The 20,670-nt window shown below is 69.4% G+C and carries 16 protein-coding genes; 13 read left to right on the top strand and 3 right to left on the bottom strand.

Annotated features, from left to right (window positions below; translation table 11 throughout):
• Nucleotides 1-62: 62 nt before the first annotated feature.
• The 13 genes from F9C11_RS39865 to F9C11_RS39805 all read left to right on the top strand — a co-directional run bounded on the left by F9C11_RS39865 (nt 63) and on the right by F9C11_RS39805 (nt 17,812).
• On the top strand, nt 63-941 hold the full coding sequence (locus tag F9C11_RS39865) for a MoxR family ATPase (protein ID WP_051172312.1): 879 nt from the start codon (nt 63-65) through the stop codon (nt 939-941).
• A 1,550-nt stretch (nt 942-2,491) separates the two neighbouring features.
• Nucleotides 2,492-3,607 (top strand): vWA domain-containing protein, encoded by a 1,116-nt coding sequence (locus F9C11_RS39860; protein WP_409182497.1) that lies wholly within the window; start codon nt 2,492-2,494, stop codon nt 3,605-3,607.
• Complete coding sequence (locus F9C11_RS39855) at nt 3,600-4,712, top strand: XdhC family protein (RefSeq protein ID WP_409182496.1); 1,113 nt, start codon at nt 3,600-3,602, stop codon at nt 4,710-4,712. The genes F9C11_RS39860 and F9C11_RS39855 overlap by 8 nt, the downstream gene beginning before the upstream one ends.
• Before the next feature lie 931 nt (nt 4,713-5,643).
• Complete coding sequence (locus F9C11_RS39850; protein ID WP_409182495.1) at nt 5,644-6,168, top strand: (2Fe-2S)-binding protein; 525 nt, start codon at nt 5,644-5,646, stop codon at nt 6,166-6,168.
• Nucleotides 6,168-8,606 carry a xanthine dehydrogenase family protein molybdopterin-binding subunit gene (locus F9C11_RS39845; protein ID WP_409182494.1) on the top strand — a complete coding sequence of 813 codons (2,439 nt, stop codon included), beginning with the start codon at nt 6,168-6,170 and terminating at the stop codon, nt 8,604-8,606. Before F9C11_RS39850 ends, F9C11_RS39845 begins: the two co-directional genes overlap by 1 nt.
• Complete coding sequence (locus F9C11_RS39840) at nt 8,603-9,457, top strand: FAD binding domain-containing protein (RefSeq protein WP_409182493.1); 855 nt, start codon at nt 8,603-8,605, stop codon at nt 9,455-9,457. The genes F9C11_RS39845 and F9C11_RS39840 overlap by 4 nt, the downstream gene beginning before the upstream one ends.
• Nucleotides 9,458-9,591: 134 nt before the next feature.
• Nucleotides 9,592-10,305 carry an SRPBCC family protein gene (locus F9C11_RS39835; RefSeq protein WP_409182492.1) on the top strand — a complete coding sequence of 238 codons (714 nt, stop codon included), beginning with the start codon at nt 9,592-9,594 and terminating at the stop codon, nt 10,303-10,305.
• A 220-nt stretch (nt 10,306-10,525) separates the two neighbouring features.
• Nucleotides 10,526-11,740, top strand: a complete 1,215-nt coding sequence (locus tag F9C11_RS39830; RefSeq protein WP_409187080.1) for a diguanylate cyclase — start codon at nt 10,526-10,528, stop codon at nt 11,738-11,740.
• 38 nt (nt 11,741-11,778) lie between these two features.
• Entirely contained in the window at nt 11,779-12,834 is a 1,056-nt protein-coding gene (locus F9C11_RS39825) for an NAD(P)-binding domain-containing protein (protein WP_409182491.1), read from the top strand.
• A gap of 262 nt (nt 12,835-13,096) precedes the next feature.
• Entirely contained in the window at nt 13,097-14,740 is a 1,644-nt protein-coding gene (locus F9C11_RS39820) for a discoidin domain-containing protein (RefSeq protein WP_409182490.1), read from the top strand.
• A 9-nt stretch (nt 14,741-14,749) separates the two neighbouring features.
• On the top strand, nt 14,750-15,985 hold the full coding sequence (locus F9C11_RS39815; RefSeq protein ID WP_409182489.1) for an MFS transporter: 1,236 nt from the start codon (nt 14,750-14,752) through the stop codon (nt 15,983-15,985).
• Complete coding sequence (locus F9C11_RS39810; RefSeq protein ID WP_409182488.1) at nt 15,982-16,926, top strand: hypothetical protein; 945 nt, start codon at nt 15,982-15,984, stop codon at nt 16,924-16,926. Before F9C11_RS39815 ends, F9C11_RS39810 begins: the two co-directional genes overlap by 4 nt.
• A gap of 67 nt (nt 16,927-16,993) precedes the next feature.
• Nucleotides 16,994-17,812: an alpha/beta fold hydrolase gene (locus F9C11_RS39805; protein ID WP_409182487.1), complete on the top strand. Its 819-nt coding sequence runs from the start codon at nt 16,994-16,996 to the stop codon at nt 17,810-17,812.
• A 32-nt stretch (nt 17,813-17,844) separates the two neighbouring features.
• Here F9C11_RS39805 and F9C11_RS39800 read toward each other — a convergent pair whose 3' ends face one another.
• Genes F9C11_RS39800 through F9C11_RS39790 form a run of 3 tightly spaced genes read right to left on the bottom strand, consistent with a single transcriptional unit; the run spans nt 17,845 to nt 20,650 of the window.
• Entirely contained in the window at nt 17,845-18,627 is a 783-nt protein-coding gene (locus F9C11_RS39800) for an ATP-binding cassette domain-containing protein (protein ID WP_409182486.1), read from the bottom strand.
• A complete protein-coding gene (locus F9C11_RS39795; RefSeq protein WP_409182485.1) occupies nt 18,624-19,652 on the bottom strand; it encodes an ABC transporter permease in 1,029 nt (342 codons plus the stop codon). Before F9C11_RS39795 ends, F9C11_RS39800 begins: the two co-directional genes overlap by 4 nt.
• On the bottom strand, nt 19,649-20,650 hold the full coding sequence (locus F9C11_RS39790) for a sugar ABC transporter substrate-binding protein (RefSeq protein WP_409182484.1): 1,002 nt from the start codon (nt 20,648-20,650) through the stop codon (nt 19,649-19,651). Before F9C11_RS39790 ends, F9C11_RS39795 begins: the two co-directional genes overlap by 4 nt.
• Nucleotides 20,651-20,670 lie beyond the last annotated feature (20 nt).

The raw sequence follows: 20,670 nt of genomic DNA, 5'->3' as shown, positions 1-20,670 counted from the left end.
GGATCGGAGGGCGGGTGGCGGCGAACGGCGAACTTGACGGTCTCGGATCTACGATCGGGGGCGTGACAGAGTCCCTCGCCTCGCCCGACGCGCTCGCGGCCGCCCTCGACACCACCGGTTACCTTGCCGACGAGGGGCTGGCCACCGCGGGCTTCCTCGCGACGCAGATGCAGCGTCCGCTCTTCTGCGAAGGCGAGCCGGGCACCGGGAAGACCTCGCTGGCGCTGGCCTTGTCCGAGGCGTTGAAGTGGCCGTTGGTGCGGCTTCAGTGTCACGAGGGCATCGACGCCGCGCAGGCGCTCTACGAATGGGACTTCCCTCGGCAGCTCCTGCACCTGCGGGCCCTGGAAGCGGCCGACGGCGGACGGCTCGACGCGGAAACTGCCGAGCGTTCGCTGTACACGGAGCGTTTCCTGCTCGCGCGTCCGCTGCTGCAGGCGCTGACTACGACGCCGTGTGTGCTGCTGGTGGACGAGATCGATCGCGCGGACGACGAGTTCGAGGCGTTCCTCCTGCAGTTGCTCGACGAATACACGGTCACGATCCCGGAGTACGGCGAGGTGCGGGCCGAGCAGCCGCCGCTCGTCGTGCTGACGTCCAACCGGACTCGCGAGGTGCACGACGCGCTCAAGCGCCGGTGCCTTTACCACTGGCTCGAGCACCCGGATCTGGCCAGGGAAATCAGCATCCTGCGCCGTCGGCTGCCCGGGATCGGCGAGACGCTCGCGCGCCAGATCGCCGACGCCGTGCACCGGCTGCGGGCAATGGACCTTTTGAAACCGCCGGGTGTCGCCGAATCTCTCGACTGGGCAAGGGCTTTGCTCGCTCTCCAGCGCGACGAACTGGACGCCGCGACGGCCGCGCGCACCCTGGGTGCGGTGCTGAAATACAGCGAGGACCTCGACCGGGTGCGGGCGAAGCTGGACACGCTGTTCTCCTGAGGTTCTGTCTATTGTGGACAGTGCGGTAAATTCCGTTGCGGCGGGTGCGGGGATCGGGCATGCTTGAAGCATCACTGAATGACTTCGCCGACTTCACTGATATTTGCCTGAGCTTGTGACTGTGACTGTGCCGGAAGGAGGGCTCGTGACCGACTTCGTCCGGACTGCCCTCCTGGCTGTCCGCTGAGTTCCCGTTCTTTCCTGAAGGTTCCGTGCGCCCGCCTTGCGCTACCGAGGCTGGCCGCTGCGCGCAACCACGGTCCGCGCACGCTGTCCCGGAGGCGGGACAGCGTGCGCGGCCGCCCTTTCGCCGATGCCGTGGCCGGCGGGAGCCTTCGGGACCGTGGTGCGGGTGGCGTGCTTGGCTTGCCGTGCGCGACGGCCCGGCTGGGGAGTTGGCGCGGTGTCGGCTTGGCCTCGAGTGCGGGGGTTTCCGTGGGGCTTCTGTGCGGCGGCGTTTGGCTGGAGGGCCGGGCGTGAGTCGTGACGCAGGGAGCGCGACCGGACGGCCGGAGTGAGCCATGGCGGTGGGCTGGAGGGTCGGAGCGTGACCGGAGAGCCGGGGCGCGAGTTGTGGCGTTGGGCTTGAGGGTGGAGCGTGACCGTCGGGCCAGACCGCGTGAATCGCGGGGTTGGACTGGAAGGTCGGAAGGTCACCGGAGGGCCCGCGTGTGAGTCGTGGCGTTCGGCGGGAGGGCCGGGGCTCGCGGTGTTGGGCCTGAGGGGCGGAGCGTGGCCGTAGGGCCAGACCGTGAATCGCGGCGCGGGGCTGGAGGGCCGGGGCGTGAGGCGTGGCCACGGGCCTGAGGCGGAGCGTGAGTCGTGGCGTTCGGCTAGAGGTCGGCGCGTGAGCTGTGGCGTTCGGTCGGAAGGAATGGACTCGAACGTTCCCCTGGGCGGGCGGAGGGCGAGCGTGGCGGTTGGCCGGATGACCGGGGCGTAGCGCGAGCTGTGGCGTTGGGCTGCAGGGCCCGCGCGTGAGCGAGGCGTTCGGCTGGCTGGCTGGTGCGTGAGCTGTTGCGTTGTGCCGGAAGGGCTGGAATGGCGAGCGTTCGGGCGGGCGTGGCTGGAGCGCGGACGCGGCGTTCGGCAGGAGGGCCGGGGTGCGAGCCGTGGTGTCAGCTGGGCGTCGGTTTCGTGGTGCGGTTCTTCTCCTGCAGGGCAAGGTGGCTCGCGCTGGATCGTGGAGGGTCCGGGCTGGATGGAACGGCGGGCAGGCGCTCGGATGCCGCGGAGCGGGGGCGAGTTGGTGCGAGCCGGAACATCCGCGGGTTCGACGCGGTTCACACTGGAATGGCGGTGCGGAGGAACACTGGCGAGCTGGAGCAGCTCAAGCCGGAACCCTCGTGTGCCCAAGAGCTTCTGGCTGGCCGCGAACCTCCGCGCGGGCGGAAATTCCTGCGCGCCAAGATCACGGGCGACCGTCTGCGGCTTGCCGTCGGGCGGCGATGGCTCAGGGCGGCTGAACCGGTCGCGGGTGAGGGGCGTTCGGGCAAATCCGGATCGGCTGTCGCGGCGCGGTTTCCCGGGTGGGGGTCACAATGGGGAGCATGAGCACCGAAGTCGCTGACCCGCTTGCTGGTTATGCGGGGTTCGCGGCGGCGTTGCGGGAGGCGGGCGTCGCCTGTGACGCGCGGCGGGTGCAGGCTTACCTGTCCGCCGTGGCGAAAGTCGATGTCGCTCGTCCCACGCAGCTGTACTGGGTCGGGCGGTTGACCCTTTGCTCCGACCCCGACGACCTGCCTCGCTACGAGGAAGCGTTCGCACGGTGGTTTGAGGGGGACGAGAGCCCAAAGGCGACGTCGGGGACTCCGGTGCGGAAGCAGGCCCGGATCGCTCCGCTCGTCGCGGCCGGCGGCGACGGGGACAGCACCCAGGAATCTCACGACACGCTGCGGGTCGCGGCGAGCGATCACGAGGTGTTGCGGCATCGGGATCTCGCTGAGCTCATCAAGGCCGAGCGGGCGCATTTGCGCGAGTTGCTGGCGACGTTGCGGCCCGTGCTGCCTCGTCGGCGAGCGGCGCGGCGGACGGCTGCGCATCGGGGTGCGCTTGATCCGGCGCGGACTCTCCGGGCGATGCTCGCGTCCGGTGGCGAGCCCGTTCGGCTGGCGCATCATCGGCGGGGGACGCGGGCGCGGAAAGTCGTTTTGCTGATCGACGTTTCCGGCTCGATGAGCCCGTATGCCGACGCGTTGCTGCGGTTCGCGCACGTCGTCGCGAGAGCGGCGCCGATGTCGGTCGAGGTGTTTACGCTGGGCACTCGGATGACGCGAGTGTCCCGGCAGCTCCGGCAGCGCGATCCGGAGCAGGCCATGCTCGCCGCGGGTACCGCGGTGCCCGATTTCGCTGGTGGGACACGGCTTGGCGAGACGTTGCGGGTGTTTCTCGACCGTTGGGGACAACGCGGGTTCGCGCGACGCGCGGTAGTCACCGTGTTCTCCGACGGGTGGGAGCGCGGCGACGTCAGCCTGCTGGCCGAACAACTTGGCCGGCTGCGCCGTCTCGCGCACGCCGTATTCTGGGTGAATCCGCACGCAGGGCACGAGGGTTATGCTCCGGTCCAATCCGGCATCGTGGCCGCCCTGCCGCACATCGACCGGCTGCTGGCCGGGCACAGCCTGGCGACGTTGGAACGACTCCTCGGGGAGATTGCCGATGCGTGACGTACTGGACGACGTGTACCGCCGCTGGCAGGCGGGCGAAACGGTCGGGCTCGGCACGGTGGTGGCCACGTTCTCGTCGGCGCCGCGGGCTCCGGGCGCGTCGATGATGGTCGCGCCGGACGGCACGGTCGTCGGGAGCGTGTCCGGCGGCTGTGTCGAGGGCGCGGTGTACGAGCTGGCCAACGAGGTCGTAGCCGAGCGGAAGCCGGTGCTGCAGCGCTACGGGGTCAGCGACGACGACGCCTTCGCGGTCGGGCTCACCTGCGGCGGGATCATCGACATCTACGTCGAGCCGGTGGACCGCGAATCGATGCCGGAGCTGGAGCGCGTCGTCGAATCGGTGCGCGGCGGCGAGCCGGTCGCGGTGGTCACGATCGTGGAGCACGAGACGCCCGGGCTGGTCGGCGAGCACATGATCGTGTGGCCGGACCGGGTCGAGGGGTCCCTTGGCTCGTCGCGGATGGACGACGCGGTCGCGGACGACGCGCGCGGGCTTCTCGCCGCTGGACGCACCGGCACGCTCCATTACGGACCGGACGGGCAGCGGCGCGGCGAGGGCATGGCGGTTTTCGTGAACTCCTTCGAGCCGCCGCCGCGACTGCTCGTGTTCGGTGCCATCGACTTCGCCGCCGCAATGGCACGGATGGGTGCTTATCTCGGGTACCAGGTGACGGTGTGCGACGCGCGCCCGGTGTTCGCGACCAGCAGCCGGTTCCCGGAGGCACATGACGTGGTCGTCGACTGGCCGCACCGCTATCTGAAGGCCGAGGCCGAGGCGGGCCGGATCGACGGGCGGACGGCGATCGCGGTGCTCACGCACGACCCGAAGTTCGACGTGCCGCTGCTGGAGGTCGCGCTGCGGCTCGACGTCGGGTACGTCGGCGCGATGGGTTCCCGCAAGACGCACGACGACCGGTTCGCGCGGCTTCGCGAGGCGGGGATCACCGAGAGCGAGCTGGAACGCCTGTCGTCGCCGATCGGGCTCGACCTCGGCGCGCGCACGCCGGAGGAGACGGCGGTGTCGATCGCGGCGGAGATCATCGCGCTGCGCTGGAGCGGGACCGGGCAGCGGCTGGCGGCGTTGAGCGGGCGGATCCACAGCTGACCGGACGGCGGCGAGCAGCAAGCGTTTGCGCCGGGACCGGCGGCTGGGATTCTCGAGCGGCGCTGGTGGGGCGGGTTGCTGGATGGTCCGGCGGCTTGGCGGGAGGCTTCTCGGCCGGGGTCCGGCGGCTGGTGCGGTTGGGATTCGGGAGTAGCGCCGGTGAGGTGGGTTGCTGGGTGGTCCGGCGGTTCGCGAGATGCTGTGCGGGCAGGGGTCCGTGGGTTGGCGCGGCTGGAGATTCGGGAGTGGCGCTGATGGGGCAGGCTGCTGGGCGGCCCGGCGGTTCGCGGAATGCTTCTCGGGCGAAGGGCCATGGCTGATGCGGTTGGGGATTCTCGAGTGGCGCCGGTGAGGTGGGTTGCTGGGTAGTCCGGCGGTTCACAGGATGCTGCGGGGGCCGGTGGTTGGCGCAGCTGGGGGATCCGGGAGTGGCGCTGGCGAGGCGGGACAGCTGAGTTCGTCAGACGCCGTGCGTGCCGGGATCGTTGGCCGGTGCGAGAGGGAGATCCCGGTGCAAGAGCGAGATCCGGGCAGGCGGCGCAGTTGAGTATTTCGGCAGCTGACCGGCTGCTGCGAGGCGCGAGACCGGCGGCTGGTGCAGCCCGACCACGCAATCCACCGGGAAACCCCAGCCCAGCAACGAAACCGGTGAACCCCCGACCCGAAACCTCGTCCCCCCGGGAAGATCCACCGCCTAGGGCGGGGCTGAAAAATCACCCGTCCGGCTTCACGCAACTGCGTCTCGAAACGCGCGACAAACCCGCACTTGCGGAACGGCAGAACCGACGTGTGACATCAGGACTTGTCCGCGCGCGAAAGGCGTAGCACGCTCCCCTGTGAGGCCGATCACGCATCGCGCCTTGGCCGTTCCCGAACCGGCCCGCCGCCTCCGCCGGGAGGGCTGGCGGGCATTTGCACTTGGAGGCCTTTGATGCGCATCACCGTCACTGTCGACGGCACGAAATACACCGATGACGTCGAGCCGCGCACCCTGCTCGTCCATTACTTACGGGAACGCGTCGGGAAGGTGGGCACCGTCGTCGGGTGCGACACCAGCAACTGCGGCGCGTGCACCGTCCATCTCGACGGACACAGCGTGAAATCCTGTTCCGTTCTCGCCGTGCAGGCCGACGGATGCGAGGTCACGACCATCGAGGGGCTGGCCCGCGACGGTCAGTTGCACCCCGTCCAGCAAGCCTTCCACGACAATCACGCATTGCAGTGCGGGTTCTGCACGCCGGGCATGATCATGCAGTCCATCGACCTGCTCGCGGACAACCCGGACCCCGACGAGCAGGCCGTTCGCGAGGGGCTCGAGGGCAATCTTTGCCGCTGCACCGGTTACCAGAACATCGTGAAGGCGGTTCGCGCCGCCGCGAAGCACATGAGTCCTGGTGCGGGGCCGGAAGCCGAGAAGATCGAGCAGGCCAACCACGTCGGCGTGGGTGGTGAATGATGACTGCCACGATCGAGCCCGAGGTAGGAAAGTCCCGTCGGCGCAAGGAAGACGAGCGGCTGATCACCGGGCGTACTCGGTGGACGGACAACATCGCGTTGCCGGGCATGCTGCATCTCGCGGTGCTGCGGAGTCCGCTGGCGCACGCGAAGATCGTTTCGATCGACACGTCCGCGGCCAAGGAATCGCCCGGGGTCGTCGCCGTTTACACCGCTGCTGACCTCGATCCCGAAGGGGCGATCGGCATGCCGTGCGCGTGGCCGATCACGCCGGACATGGCTGCGCCGCGGCGTCCGGTGCTGGCGGCGGATCGGGTGAATTTCGCTGGCGAGGGCGTGGCTGTGGTGGTCGCGCGGTCGTCGGCGGAGGCGCATGACGCGCTCGAGGCGATCGAGGTCGAGTACGACGAACTGCCGCCGGTGCTCGACCTCGAAGCCGCGCTCGCCGAGGACGCGCCGCTGGTGCACGAGGAACTCGGCAGCAACAAAAACGCGTTCTGGGTCTTCGACTCGGCCGAGGCGGGCACTGGCGGCAACGTCGAGGAAGCACTGTCCTCTTCGGAGGTCGTGCTGAAGCGGCGGTTCCGCCAGCAGCGATTGGTGCCCGCGTTCATGGAGCCGCGCGCGTGCGTGGTCGACCCGACCGGCGCGCAGCTGACCATGTGGTCGGCCACCCAGGTGCCGCACATCCTGCGCGTGATGTCCGCGCTGACGCTCGGCATCCCGGAGCACAAGCTGCGCGTGATCGCGCCGGACGTCGGCGGCGGGTTCGGCGGCAAGATCGGCGTGCTGCCCGAGGAAATGATGACCGTGCTCGTCGCGAACAAGCTCGGCAAACCGGTGAAGTGGAACGAATCCCGGTCCGAGACGATGCTCGCCGCGCACCACGGCCGCGACCAGATCCAGGACATCACGATCTCGGCGAAGTCCGACGGCACGGTCACCGGGCTCAAGGTCGAACTGCTCGCCAACCTCGGCGCGTACAACGGCCTGGTCGGGCCGGGCGTGCCGATCCTCGGCGCGTTCATGTTCAACGCGATCTACAAGATCCCGGCTTACCACTTCGCCTGCACCAACGTGTTCACCACGACCACGCTCACCGACGCCTACCGCGGCGCGGGCCGTCCGGAAGCGACGTTCGCGATCGAGCGGATCATGGACGAGCTGGCCGACGAGCTCGGCATGGACCCGATCGAGCTGCGCGAAAAGAACTGGATCAAGCACGAGGAATTCCCGTTCACCACGGTCTGCGGGCTCACCTACGACTCCGGCAACTACGAGGCCGCGACCGAAAAGGCGAAGGAGCTTTTCGGCTACGACGCGCTGCGCCGCGAGCAGAAGGAACGCCGCGAGGCGAACGATCCGGTGCAGCTCGGCATCGGGGTCTCGACGTTCACCGAGATGTGCGGGCTCGCGCCGTCGCGGGTGCTGGGTTCGCTCGACTACGGCGCTGGCGGCTGGGAATACGCGTCGCTGCGGATGCTGCCGACCGGCAAGGTCGAGGTCACCACGGGTGCGTCGGCGCACGGACAGGGACACGAGACGGCGTGGAGCCAGATCGTGGCCGACCAGCTCGGTGTGGCCTTCGAGGACGTCGAGGTGCTGCACGGCGACACGCAGTCCTCGCACAAGGGCCTTGACACTTACGGCTCGCGGTCACTGGTCGTCGGCGGCATCGCGATCGTCAAGGCGGCGGAGAAGGTGGTCGCGAAGGCGAAACCGATCGCCGCGCATCTGCTGGAATGCTCCGAGGACGACCTCGAGTTCTCCGGCGGCAAGTTCACCGTGAAGGGCACGGATTCGTCGACGACGATCCAGGACGTCGCGCTCGCCGTGTTCGCCGCGCACAACCTGCCGGACGGTGTCGAACCGTCGCTGGATTCCGACGCCACCTTCGATCCGGAGAACTTCTCCTTCCCGCACGGCACGCACCTGTGCGCGGCCGAAGTGGACACTGAGACCGGCCAGGTGAAACTGCGTTCGTACGTCTGCGTGGACGACGTCGGCAAGGTGGTCAACCCGCTGATCGTGGAAGGCCAGGTGCACGGCGGGCTCGCGCAGGGCATCGCGCAGGCGTTGTTCGAGGAGGCCGTCCACGACGAGAGCGGCACGCTCACCACCGGCACGTTCGCCGACTATCTGCTGCCCTCGGCGGCCGACCTGCCGTCGTTCACCACGGACCGCACGGAAACGCCGTCGACCACGAACCCGTTGGGAGCCAAGGGAGTCGGCGAGGCGGGCACGATCGCCTCGACGCCCGCCGTGGTCAACGCCGTGGTCGACGCGGTGCGCCACTTCGGGGTGAACGACATCGAAATGCCGCTCACGCCGATGCGCGTGTGGAACGCGGTGCGGGGCGGCGCCGCTGACGCCGGCGGACCCGGCGGCGAGGCCGGCGGCGGTCTCGGTTCGATCGACGCCTCCGGAGGTGCCCAGTGATCCCGGCCCCGTTCGACTACGTCGCTCCGTCCACGGTGGACGAAGCCGTGCAGGCGCTCGCCGCGGCGGGCGAGGACGCCAAGGTGCTCGCGGGCGGGCAAAGCCTGCTGCCGGTGCTGCGGATGCGGCTGGCCGCGCCGACCACGCTGGTCGACCTCGGGAAAATCGCCGAAATGCGCGGCGTGCGCGAGGACGGCGACGCGCTCGTGGTCGGTGCGATGACGACGCATTACGAGGTCCAGCGCGACCCGTTGATCGCCGAGCACGCGGCGCTGGTGAAGGAAGCGACCGACACCGTCGCGGACCCGCAGGTGCGCCACCGCGGCACGTTCGGCGGCGCGATCGCGCACGCGGACCCGGCCGGGGACCTGCTGGCCCCGGTGCTCGCGCTGGACGGCGAGCTGGTGCTGGCCGGTCCGGACGGGCGGCGCACGGTGCCCGCGGCGGAGTTCTTCCAGGACTACTTCACCACCGCGCTGGCCCCGGACGAGCTGCTCGTCGAGGTGCGGCTGCCCAAGCACACCGGCTGGCGGGCGCACTACGAAAAGTTCAACCGGGTCGCCCAGGCCTGGTCGATGTGCGCGGTGGCGGCCACCGTGCGCACCGAGGGCGGCGTGATCGAGGAAGCCCGGGTGGCGCTCACGAACATGGGCGCGACCCCCGTCCGGGCGACCGGCGTGGAGCAGGCGTTGCTCGGCGCGCAGGCCAACGCGGAGACGATCCGGGCGGCCGCCGCGCACGCGGCCGAGGGCACCAACCCGGTCGCGGACGGCAATTCCGACGTCGAGTACCGCCAGCATCTCGCGCGGGTGCTGACTGGGCGTGCCGTCGCGGCGGCGGTGGGCGCCTGAGCTGACCGGCCGGGAAGGACTCCTTGGGGGACTCTGCTTCCCCCAAGGAGTCCTTCGCGGCAACGCTTCGCCGGAGACGGCCGTAAGGTGGACGGCAACGGCTCGAAGCAGTGTGCAGGAGAGGAGGTCGGCCCGTGCGGCTCGACCACGAATTCACCGTCCCCGCCCCGATCGGGGAGGTCTGGCAGGCCGTCATCGACCCGGAGCGGGTCGCCCCGTGCATGCCGGGCGCCTCGCTCACCAAGGTGGAGGGGGACACCTTCGCGGGCACGGTGAAGGTCAAGCTGGGTCCGATTTCGCTGCTGTACAAGGGAACCGGCGAGTTCCTGGAGAAGGACGAGGCGGCGCGCAAGGTCGTCATCAAGGCGTCTGGCAAGGACGCCCGCGGCGGCGGCACCGCGGCGGCGACGGTGACCCTCATGCTCACCGAACGCGACGGCGGCACGCACGGCGCGGTCGCCACCGACCTGGCGATCACCGGACGTCCGGCGCAGTTCGGGCGCGGCCTGATCTCCGAGGTGGGCGGCAAGATCCTCGACACCTTCGCGGGGAATCTCGCGGCCTCACTGGAGACCCCGGCCGAAGCGGCGCCGGCTCCGGAAGCGAAGGCGGAGGAGAAGCCCGAGGAGAAGCCCGCGGCCGAGGAGAAGCCCGAGGAGAAGCCGGTCGCCGAGGAGAAGCCGCACTTGCGGAGCGTTCCGGCGGGCGGTTCGACCGGCGAGACCGAGGCGATCGACCTGCTCGACTACGCGGGGCAGTCCGTCGCGAAGCGGCTGGCTCCGGTGGCCGCGGGCGCGGTCGTGCTGCTGATCGTGCTGGCCGTGGTGCGGAAGCTGCGTCGCCGCTGACCGGCCCGGGAAACGCCCGCTCGCTCTACCCAGAGCGTGCCCGGCGGGCAGTTCGCGGGCGAGTTTTCGCTCGGTTCGGCTAGCTTCGGAGTGGACCCGCTACCCTGGGCAACTTCCGTAGGCCGAATTTCGCGTGGGGGCGCCCGTGACGCAGGCACCTGTCCCCATCGGGGTGCGCGACGCGGTGACGGCTTGGCGCGGCTGGCCGCCGCGCTGGGCGATGTGGGCGGTCGCGCGGCGGCGGTGGATCGGCTACGCGATGGGGTGCGAGGCCCTCGCCGCGGCGCTCACGGTGACCGGTCTCGCGACCGGGTTCGGCGGGCCGGTGCAGGTCAGCTCGTTCGGCGTGCTCGTCGGGCTGGGCATCGCGCAGGCCGAAATGTCGCGCCGGATCGAGCGGCTGCGGCGGTGGATGAGCGGCCAGACGCACATCAACGTCACGTCCGTCTGGTACCTCGCCGGTGCGTTCCTGCTTCCGCCGGCCTGGGTCGCGTTGCTGGCGTTGGTGCTGTACCTGCATCTGTGGCTGCGAGTGTGGCGACACGTGCGTACGCGGCCCGCGCATCGCTTCGTCGCGAGCACCGCGTGGGCGATGCTGTCGTGCTTCGCGGCGTCTGCGGTGTTGACCATCGGCGGTCTGGATCAAGCGCGGCTCGACACCGCGTACGGCGTCCTCGCGCTCGCCTTGGCCGGGGCTGTCTTCGAGTTGGTGAACGTGGTGCTCGTAGCGACGGGCATCTACCTGTACACGAACAGCCGCTCGCCCGCGGACCTCGTCGGCACCTGGGAAGACAACGCCTTCGAGCTGGCGACGCTCTGTCTCGGCGGGCTCGCTGCGCTGGCGTTCGTCCACCAGCCGGTGCTCGTGGTGTTCGTGTTGCCGCCGTTGTTCTTGCTGCACCGCTACCTCCTGCTGAAACAGCAGCTGCAGGTGGCGGTGGTGACCGACGAGAAGACGGGGCTGCTCAACACCGCGGGCTGGCACGAGCTGGCGACCCGCGAATTCACCCGGGCCCGGCGGCGCGGGGCGGGCAGCGGGTTCGCCGTGCTGATGATCGATCTCGACCACTTCAAGCGCATCAACGACACGTACGGCCACCTCACCGGCGACGAGGTGCTGGCCGCGGTGGCCGTGGCGATCGAGTCCTCGGTGCGGCAAAGCGACACCGTCGGCCGGTTCGGCGGCGAGGAATTCGTAGTCCTGCTGCCCGCGACCGGCGGCACGGACGTGCTCGGGATCGCCGAACGGGTGCGGGTCGCGGTGGGGGAGCTGACCGTCTCGGTGGGAGGTCCGCTGCGGATCAGCGGACTCTCCGTGTCCGTCGGGGTGGCGTGTTATCCGCAGGCGGGCAACACCCTTGACGAGGTGCTGCGGTCCGCCGACGCCGCGCTGTACCGGGCGAAAGACGGCGGCCGGAACCGCGTGGCGGTCTGAGCCGGAAATACCGGGCGCGGGCAATTGTTGAACGTTGTATGAGCACTGCGGATCACGAGACCGACGTCGTGGTGATCGGGGCCGGGCAGGCCGGACTGTCGGCGGCGTATCACCTGCGCCGGGCCGGATTCGCCAACGAACGCGGGTTCGTCGTGCTCGACCACGGCAAACGCGCGGGCGGCGCGTGGCAGTACCGGTGGCCGTCGCTGGTGGTCGGGAAGGTGCACGGGATCCACGACCTGCCGGGGATGGCGTTCGGGACCCCGGACCCGGCGCGGCCGGCGAGCGAAGCCGTGTCGGAGTACTTCGCGCGCTTCGAGAAGACGTATGACCTGCCGGTGCACCGTCCGGTCGACGTGACCGCGGTGCGGCGCGCGGGGGAGCGGCTGGTGGTCGAATCGCCCGCGGAGACGTGGGCGGCGCGTGCGGTGATCAGCGCGACCGGGACCTGGGACCGGCCGTTCTGGCCGCGTTACCCCGGCAGTTTCGCCGGACGGCAGCTGCACACGGCGGATTACCGCGGCGCGGAGGAGTTCCGCGACCAGCGCGTGGTGGTCGTCGGCGGCGGGACGTCGGCGGTCCAGTTGCTGATGGAGATCGGCCCGGTCGCCCGTTCGACGGTGTGGGTGACGCGGCGTCCGCCGGTGTGGCGCGAGGAAGAGTTCAGCGAGGACTGGGGGCGCATGGCGGTGGCGAAGGTCGACCAGCGGGTGCGGGCCGGGTTGCCGCCGGAGAGCGTCGTGAGCGTGACGGACCTGCCGGTGACGCCGCAGGTGCTCGCCGGTCGGGCGGCGGGATATCTGGACCGGCGGCCGATGTTCTCGCGCTTGGTTCCCGACGGGGTCGTCTGGGAGGACGGCAGCTTCGAGCCCGCGGACATCATCCTGTGGGCGACCGGGTTCCGCGCCTCGATCGACCACCTGGCTCCGCTGCACCTGCGGACGCCCGGCGGCGGGATCCGGATGGACGGGACCCGCGTGGTCGCGGAGCCGCGGCTGCACCTGGTCGGGTACGGGCCTTCGGCCAGCACGGTGGGGGCGAACCGGGCTGGGCGCGCGGCGGTGCGGGAAGTCCGGCGGCTGCTGGAGCGGTGAAGTTCCGTGAGGGCCACTTTCACGGACAGGCGGTGAGGGCCAGCGTCCCTCAGGTTTTCCCTTCACCGCACTTCCCTGGAGCCAGCAGCGGGCCATTCCGCTGATCGGGCGGTCTTGATCGTTTCACGTCCGTTCCGGGCTTGTCGGGAGAAACCGGGCCCGCTACTCTGCCGTTTTAGTTAGGAAACTTTCCTAACGCAACGAGACGCCGCAAAACCGTAACGCCGCCGCCCTGTTCCCGTCCGGCCCGAAGGAGTGCGACGTGTCCTCGTCCCGTGTCCGAAGCATCGCCCGGTTCGCCTTGCCGGCGGCCGCCGTGGTGCTGTTGCCCGCCGCGGTCTCGCCCGCGCGCGACGCCAGCGCCGCTGCCGCAGATGTGCTGCTGTCCCAAGGAAAACCCGTCAGCACGTCCACGCTCGAGACGTCCGCGTTGAGCGGCGAGAACGCCGTCGACGGGAACCTCAAGACCCGCTGGGCCAGTGCGGTCAGCGCCGACGCCCAGTGGCTGCGCGTCGATCTCGGGCAGGCCGCCACGATCCACCGGGTGAAGCTGAACTGGGAAGCCGCCTACGCCAAGAAGTACCGCATCGAGATCTCCGACGACGGCGAGAACTTCAAGTCGATCGCGACGATCACCAGCGGCGACGGCGGCACCGACGACCTCACCGGATTGTCCGGGCACGGCCGGTTCCTGCGCTTCGTCGGCACCGAGCGCGCCACGAAGTACGGCTACTCGCTGTGGGAGCTTCAGGCGTACGGCACGCCGGACTCGTCCGGGGACACCCAGGCGCCCACCGCTCCGTCGAACCTCGCCGCGGGCGAGGTCGGCCCGAACAGCGTCGCGCTGACCTGGGCCGCCGCGACGGACAACGTCGGCGTCAGCGGGTACGAGGTGCTGCGGGACGGCAAGTCCGTCGCCACCAGCACGACCACGTCCTACACCGACAACGGCCTCTCGCCGGACACCGACTACACCTACACCGTCCGGGCCAAGGACGCCGCCGGCAACACCTCGCCGGTCAGCGGCGCGGTCAAGGTGCACACGAAGCCGGGGACCGCGGGCAACACCTTCGTGCTCGCCGCGGCCGGCGACATCGCCGAGCAGTGCACCGCGAGCAGCTCCAGCTGCATCCACCCGAAGACCGCGAAGCTCGTCCAGGACATGAACCCGGCCGCGGTGATCACCATGGGCGACAACCAGTACGACTCCGACGACGTCGGACTGAAGCTGCAGAACTTCAAGGACTACTACGACAAGACCTGGGGCAAGTTCAAGAGCATCACGCACCCGATCCCCGGCAACCACGAGACCTACGACGACGACACGCCGTTCAAGGCCTACGAGCAGTACTTCGGCAAGATCGCCACCCCGAACGGCAAACGGTACTACAGCTGGGAAATGGGCAACTGGCACTTCATCGCGCTGGACTCCAACGGCTTCGTCGACGACAAGGACGGCGGCGAGCTCAAGGACACCGACCAGATGAACTGGCTCAAGCAGGACCTGGCGAAGAACACCAAGGGCTGCGTCGCGGCGTACTACCACCACCCGCGGTGGAGCTCCGGCGACCACGGCGACCAGCGCGGTTCCAAGCAGCTGTGGGATCTGTTCGCGCAGAACAAGGTCGACCTGGTCCTCAACGGCCACGACCACCACTACGAGCGGTTCGTGCCGCAGGACGCGAGCGGCAAGGCGAACCCGGCGGGCCCGGTCGAGATCATCGGCGGCATGGGCGGCGCGAACCCGTACCCGGTCCACTCCGCGCACCCCACCACGGCGAAGCTGCTCAAGGACACCTTCGGCGTGCTGAAGCTGACGATGACCGACACCACCTTCTCCGAGCAGCTGATCGGTCTCGACGGCAAGGTCCAGGACAGCAGCCCGACCTACACCTGCCACAACTAGGGGCCGGTCATGTACATCGCGACAAGCCGTAGTTCGGACGTCGCGGCGGGCACCGAGCGGAAGGCCGGCCTGCGCCGGGTGTCGGCGAACGTCGTCGCACTCGGCGCGGTCAGCCTGGTCACCGACATCTCGTCGGAGATGGTGACCGCGGTGCTCCCGCTGTATCTGGTGCTCGGCCTCGGGCTGAACCCGCTGCAGTTCGGCCTGCTCGACGGGCTTTACGCGGGAGCCACCGCCGTGGTCCGCGTGCTCGGCGGGCATCTGGCCGACCGGTGGCGCCGCCTCAAGGCGGTCGCCGGGTTCGGCTACGGCTTGTCCGCGGTGTGCAAGCTCGGCCTGGTCGCGGCCGGTTCGTCGGTCGCGGCGATCGGCGTGGTGCTCGCCGCCGACCGGACCGGCAAGGGGCTGCGCACCGCCCCGCGCGACGCGTTGATCTCGCTCAGCAGCGAGCCCGACACGCTCGGCCGGTCGTTCGGCGTGCACCGTGCGATGGACACCGTCGGCGCGTTCCTCGGCCCGCTCGTCGCGATGGCCGTGCTCGCGCTGAGCCTCGGCAGCTATACGTCGGTGTTCTTCACCAGTTTCTGCATCGCGGCGATCGCGGTGCTGCTGCTCGTGTTGTTCGTCCGCGACCATAAACAGGAAATCGCCGACCGGGCCGCGGTGTCCGTGAAGGCCGCTTTCGGATTGCTGCGCGAGCGGGGTTTCCGCCGCGTGGCGGTGTGGGCGGCGCTGCTCGGATTCGTGACTCTCGGCGATTCCTTTGTGTACCTGGTGCTTCAGCGGCGCTGGGACGTCGCGGCGACGTTCTTCCCGTTGCTGCCGCTCGGCACCGCCGGGGTGTATTTGGCGCTGGCGGTTCCGCTGGGCAAGCTGGCCGACCGGATCGGGCGCTGGCCGGTGTTCCTCGGCGGGCACGTCGCGCTGGTCGCCGCGCTGGTCGCGTTGTGCGGGCCGGTGTCCGGATTCTGGCTCGCGGCTCTCGCGTTGGGGCTGCACGGCGTGTTCTACGCGGCTACCGACGGGGTGCTGATGGCTGCCGCCGGACCGTTGGTGCCCGCCGATCTCCGGGCGACCGGGCTGGCCGTGGTCCAAACGGGACAGGCGGCCGCCCGGATGCTCTCGTCTGTCCTCTTCGGACTCGCCTGGACCTTGTGGGATCTCCAGCCCGCGGTCCTCGTGGCGGCCGGAGCGCTCGCTGTCGTGGCGCTCGGCGCCGCTTTCGCAAGGCCGGTGCGCAAATGAAAAAAGTCCTTCTCGCGGTGGTCGGAACTGTGGTGCTCGCGGCGGCCGCGGTGGTGTACACCGTTGCCGCGCGGCCCAGTCCGGCCGAACCGGGGAAAGTCGAGCACCTTTCGCTCGCGCCCGGGCAGTTGTTCTTTCGCAGCACTAAAACGGGCAACGTCGGCGTCGTTCCGCTCGCGGATCCTGGTGCCGCGCCGAAGTTCAGCGACCTGAAGTGCGATCGGTTCGCGGTGTCCGCGTCGACCGGGATGTGCCTCGCGGTGCGGCCGGGCACGCTGCCCGCGGTCAGCGACTTCAGCGTTCTCGACCGCAATTTCACCACGACGCACAAGGATTACCTGCCGGGGACGCCGAGCCGGGCGCGGGTTTCGCCGGACGGCAAACGGGTGTACTGGACGGTGTTCGTCACCGGCGATTCCTATGCCGCTACCGGGTTTTCCACCCGCGCCGGGATTTACCAGCTGGACAACGGCGAGCTGGAGAAGACGATCGAGGAACTGCCGGTCCTGGTCGGCGGGAAGCGGTACTTCTCCGCGGACGTCAATTACTGGGGCATCACGTTCGCCAAGGACGGCAAGCGGTTCTATTCGACGCTGGGCACCAAGGGCAAGACGTACCTGATCGAAGGCGACTACGACACTTACCGCGGCAAAGCGCTGCGGGAGAACGTGGAATGCCCGTCGCTGTCGCCGGACGAAACGCGGATCGCGTTCAAGAAGAAGGTCGGCGAGGGCGTCTGGCGGCTGTCCGTGCTCGACCTCAAGACGATGCGGGAGACCGCGCTCGCCGAGACCCGCAGCGTCGACGACCAGGCGCTCTGGCAGGACGACCACACGATCCTGTACGGGCTGGAGAACGCCGTGTGGTCGGTGCCCGCGGACGGGTCCGGGGCCCCGCGCAAGCTGGTCTCCGACGCCTCCTCGCCCGCCGTCACCCGCTGATTCGACATCTCTTTACGACGTATAGTACCCTCGCGTCCGGCGATACTTTACGACGTAAAGAGATGAGATGGCTGAAGCGACTCTGTACGACGGAACGCGGATCGAAGCGCAGGTGCGCGGGGAAGGGCCGGTGCTGCTGCTCCCGGTCGACCCCCGGCCGGCCGAAGGACCGGAGGCCGAGGCGGCCCGGCAGTGGGGCGCCGACCCGGAGCTGGGCCGTTCGCTGATCGGGGGATTCGCCGGGTTCCGGGTGGTGGCCTTCGACTACCAGGGGCATCGGATGGCGCATCCGGCCGAGCTGACGCCGGACGTGGTCGCGGCCGACTTCCTGGCCGTGGCGGACGCCGTGGGGGCGGAACGGTTCTCGTATTACGGGTACTCGTGGCTGGCGTTGTCCGGGCTGCAGCTGGCGTTGCGGACGGATCGGCTGGACGCGCTGGTGATGGGCGGGTATCCGCCGCTGAACGGGCCGTATGCGGCGATGCTCGCGGTGACCCGGGCGACGTACGAGGTGGCGCTGGCCGGGCCGTCGGCGTCGCCATCCGTGGCTGAGCCGGGGGATTGGGATTCAGTGGATGTCCAGTTGTCGACGGAGCAGACGAAGCAGTTCGTGACGTTGTACGAGGCGTTGCAGGATTTCGACGACCGGGCGGTCGAGCTGTCGTGTCCGCGGTTGTGCTTCGCGGGGTCGGAGGATCGGATCGAGTACAGCGAGCGGTGGGGCGGGGTGACCGTCGACATCGCGGGGCCGTTGCTGCGGGAGCGGGCTGAGCTGGAGGCGCGCGGGTGGACGGTGGAGGTGCTGGACGGGGTGGACCACATGGGGGCGATGCAGGCCGCGGCGGTGCTGCCGGTGGTGCGGCCGTGGCTGGGGAAGGTCTTGTGAGTGGCGATCACGGTTCTAACCGTGATCGCCACTCACGACGCCCCGCCTAACCGCAGCTCGTGCTCCAGCGCCTCCAGCTCCGCCCCTCCCGCCATCTGCCGGGTCAGCTCCGGCAGTTCGATCTCCGGCTTCTCGTAGCACCCGAGCGCCGTGCCGCGTTTGAGGAGCAGGAAACGGTCGGCCACCGGATACGCGTGATGCGGGTTGTGCGTGATCAGGACGACGCCCAGGCCCCGGTCGCGGGCCTGGGCCACGTACTTCAGCACCACCCCGGCCTGCTTCACGCCCAACGCGGCCGTCGGCTCGTCCAGGATCAGCACCTTCGCGCCGAAGTGGATGGCGCGGGCGATCGCGACGCATTGCCGTTCGCCGCCGGACAGCGTGCCGACCGGCTGTTCGACGTCCCGCAGGTCGATGCCGAGGTCGGCTAGGGCTTTCTTCGTCAGCTCCCGGCCTTTGCGCCGGTCCAGGGCGCGGAACGGACCGAAGCCGACGGTCGGTTCGGAGCCGAGGAAGAAGTTGCGCCACACGCTCATCAGCGGCACCACCGCGAGATCCTGATACACCGTGGCGATTCCGCGGTCCAGCGCTTCCCGGGGCGAGGCGAACCGCACCGGCGCGCCTTCGACGAGGAACTCGCCTTCGTCGTGCTGGTGCACCCCGGCGAGGATCTTGATCAAAGTGGACTTTCCCGCGCCGTTGTCGCCCAGTACGCAGGTGACCTCGCCCGCATTGACCACAGTGGACACTTCGCGCAGCGCGACCACGGTTCCGTACCGCTTGCCGACGTTCCTGACTTCGAGGAGAGCGTTCATCGCCGCACCCTTTCCGCGCGCCGCCGCAAAGCGTTGTTGACCAGGACCGCCGCCAGCAGCATGATCCCGAGGAACAGCATGAACCAGTCGTTGTCCCAGCCGGCGAACACGATGCCCTGACGGGCCATGCCGAAGATCAGCGCTCCGATCGCCGCGCCGACGGCCGAGCCGAACCCGCCGGTCAGCAGGCAGCCGCCGATCACCGCGGCGATGATGTACTGGAATTCGAGCCCGATGCCCTGATTCGCCTGGACGCTCGCGAACCGCAGGATGTTGATCGAGCCGACGAGCCATCCGGCGAGCGCGGTGCCCATGAACAACAGGATTTTCGTGCGCACCACCGGAACGCCGACCGCGCGGGCGCTGGCCGCCGAACCGCCGACCGCGAAGATCCAGTTGCCGAAGCGCGTCCGCACGAGCAGCCACGCGGCCACCGCGATCGCGCCGAGCCACCAGACGATGGAAATCTGGAATGGCGTGCCGCCGATGTCCACTGTGGAGGCGAAGACGAACCCGGCGGACGCGTAACCGTCGGTGGAGCGCATGCCGGAGACCTGCACGGTTCCGGTGACCAGTCGCGTAACGCCGAGGTTCAAGCCTTGCAGGGCAAGGAAAGTGCCGAGGGTGACGATGAAACTCGGCAGTCCGGTTTTCATCACCAGCCAGCCGTTGAACGCGCCGACGGCCAGCGCGAAGACCAGCGAGACCAGCAGTGCGAGCCAGACGTTCCAGCCCGCTTGGGTGGCGAGGATCGCGGTGACCAGCGAGGTCGACGCGGTCATCACGCCCGCGGACAGGTCGAACTCGCCGCCGACCATCAGCAGCGACACGGCCACCGCCATGATGCCCAGCGTCGCCGCGTCGTCCAGCCAGGTCGCGGCTCCGCTGGCGCTGAAGAACTTGTCGGACGCGAAGGTGAAGAACAGGAAGACCACGACCGCGCCGAGCAACGCGCCGATCTCCGGGCGGAGCACCAACCGGTCGGTCAGCCGCGGCTTCGCCAGCCGTTCGTCGAGGGTCGTCATCGGGTGCCCCTTTGCACGTACTGGCCGACCTTGTCCACTGTGGATTTGTCGACCAGGTCGGGGCCGGTGAGCACCGGTTTGCCGCCGCCGACGACGTTCGCGTTGTCCCGGTACAGCTTCAGGAACTGCACCGGGAGGTAGCCCTGTTCGTACTGCTGCTGGTCGACCGCGAACAGCACGTCCCCGGCCTTGATCGCGGCCACCACGTCGGAGTTGAGGTCGAACGTAGCGACCTGCGCCTTCGCGTTGACCGACTTGATCGCGCTCACCGCCCGTGCGGCGACTTGGGAGTTCAGCGTGAGGACCGCGTCGATCGACGAATCGGTCTGCACCGCGCCGCGGATGCGGGACTCGGCGTCGGTCGGGTTGGAGATGTCCACCTGAAGCGTCTGCACGGTGCCGGCGAACCCGGTCTTCGCGCCGTCGCACCGCTGCGCCTGGCCGACGTTTCCGGCCTCGTGGATCACGCACAGCAGCTTGTGCTTGCCCAGTTCCTTGAACTTCTTCCCGGCTTCCTGCCCGGCGATCGACTCGTTCTGTCCGACGTGCGTGAGCGCGCCGTACGCCGCGCTTTTGTCCTCGCCGGAGTTGATGGTGATCACCGGGATTCCGGCGCGCACCGCGGCCTCAATGGACGGACGGAGCGCCTCGGGGTTCGCCATCGACACCACGAGCCCGCCGGTTTGCTGCGCGACTGCGTTGTCGATCAGCTTCGCCTGCGCGCCCGGATCGCCGTCCGAGGTGTACTCAACTTGCACGCCAAGGTCTTTGCCCGCTTGTTCGGCGCCGTTTTTCACCACGTTCCAGAACGCGTCGCCGGCGGTGCCGTGCGTGATCACCGAAACCTTCAGCGGTCCGGACGGCGTCGGCGCGGCGGCGGGCGCGGTCGACTTCGGCTCGGCGGCCGGACCGGTGCACGCCGCCAGCAGCAAGCCCGCGGCCAGCAGGCCCGCCACCGCGCGGCCGGAGCGCCGTGCGCGCTCCCAGCGATGGGACATCGTTGTCTCTCCTCGCTTGT

Origin of the sequence: Amycolatopsis sp. VS8301801F10 (assembly GCF_046195355.1) — a bacterium.
Lineage (GTDB): Bacteria > Actinomycetota > Actinomycetes > Mycobacteriales > Pseudonocardiaceae > Amycolatopsis.
Note: the sequence above shows the minus strand (reverse complement) of the source record. Positions and strands in the feature narration are given on the sequence as shown.

Bases quoted from the DNA above. Each gene is read 5' to 3' on its own strand.
- F9C11_RS39860 (WP_409182497.1), top strand. From the start codon at position 2,492: ATGAGCACCGAAGTCGCTGACCCGCTTGCTGGTTATGCGGGGTTCGCG.
- F9C11_RS39855 (WP_409182496.1), top strand. From the start codon at position 3,600: ATGCGTGACGTACTGGACGACGTGTACCGCCGCTGGCAGGCGGGCGAA.
- F9C11_RS39850 (WP_409182495.1), top strand. From the start codon at position 5,644: ATGCGCATCACCGTCACTGTCGACGGCACGAAATACACCGATGACGTC.
- F9C11_RS39845 (WP_409182494.1), top strand. From the start codon at position 6,168: ATGACTGCCACGATCGAGCCCGAGGTAGGAAAGTCCCGTCGGCGCAAG.
- F9C11_RS39830 (WP_409187080.1), top strand. From the start codon at position 10,526: ATGTGGGCGGTCGCGCGGCGGCGGTGGATCGGCTACGCGATGGGGTGC.
- F9C11_RS39825 (WP_409182491.1), top strand. From the start codon at position 11,779: ATGAGCACTGCGGATCACGAGACCGACGTCGTGGTGATCGGGGCCGGG.
- F9C11_RS39815 (WP_409182489.1), top strand. From the start codon at position 14,750: ATGTACATCGCGACAAGCCGTAGTTCGGACGTCGCGGCGGGCACCGAG.
- F9C11_RS39810 (WP_409182488.1), top strand. From the start codon at position 15,982: ATGAAAAAAGTCCTTCTCGCGGTGGTCGGAACTGTGGTGCTCGCGGCG.
- F9C11_RS39805 (WP_409182487.1), top strand. From the start codon at position 16,994: ATGGCTGAAGCGACTCTGTACGACGGAACGCGGATCGAAGCGCAGGTG.
- F9C11_RS39800 (WP_409182486.1), bottom strand. From the start codon at position 18,627: ATGAACGCTCTCCTCGAAGTCAGGAACGTCGGCAAGCGGTACGGAACC.
- F9C11_RS39795 (WP_409182485.1), bottom strand. From the start codon at position 19,652: ATGACGACCCTCGACGAACGGCTGGCGAAGCCGCGGCTGACCGACCGG.
- F9C11_RS39790 (WP_409182484.1), bottom strand. From the start codon at position 20,650: ATGTCCCATCGCTGGGAGCGCGCACGGCGCTCCGGCCGCGCGGTGGCG.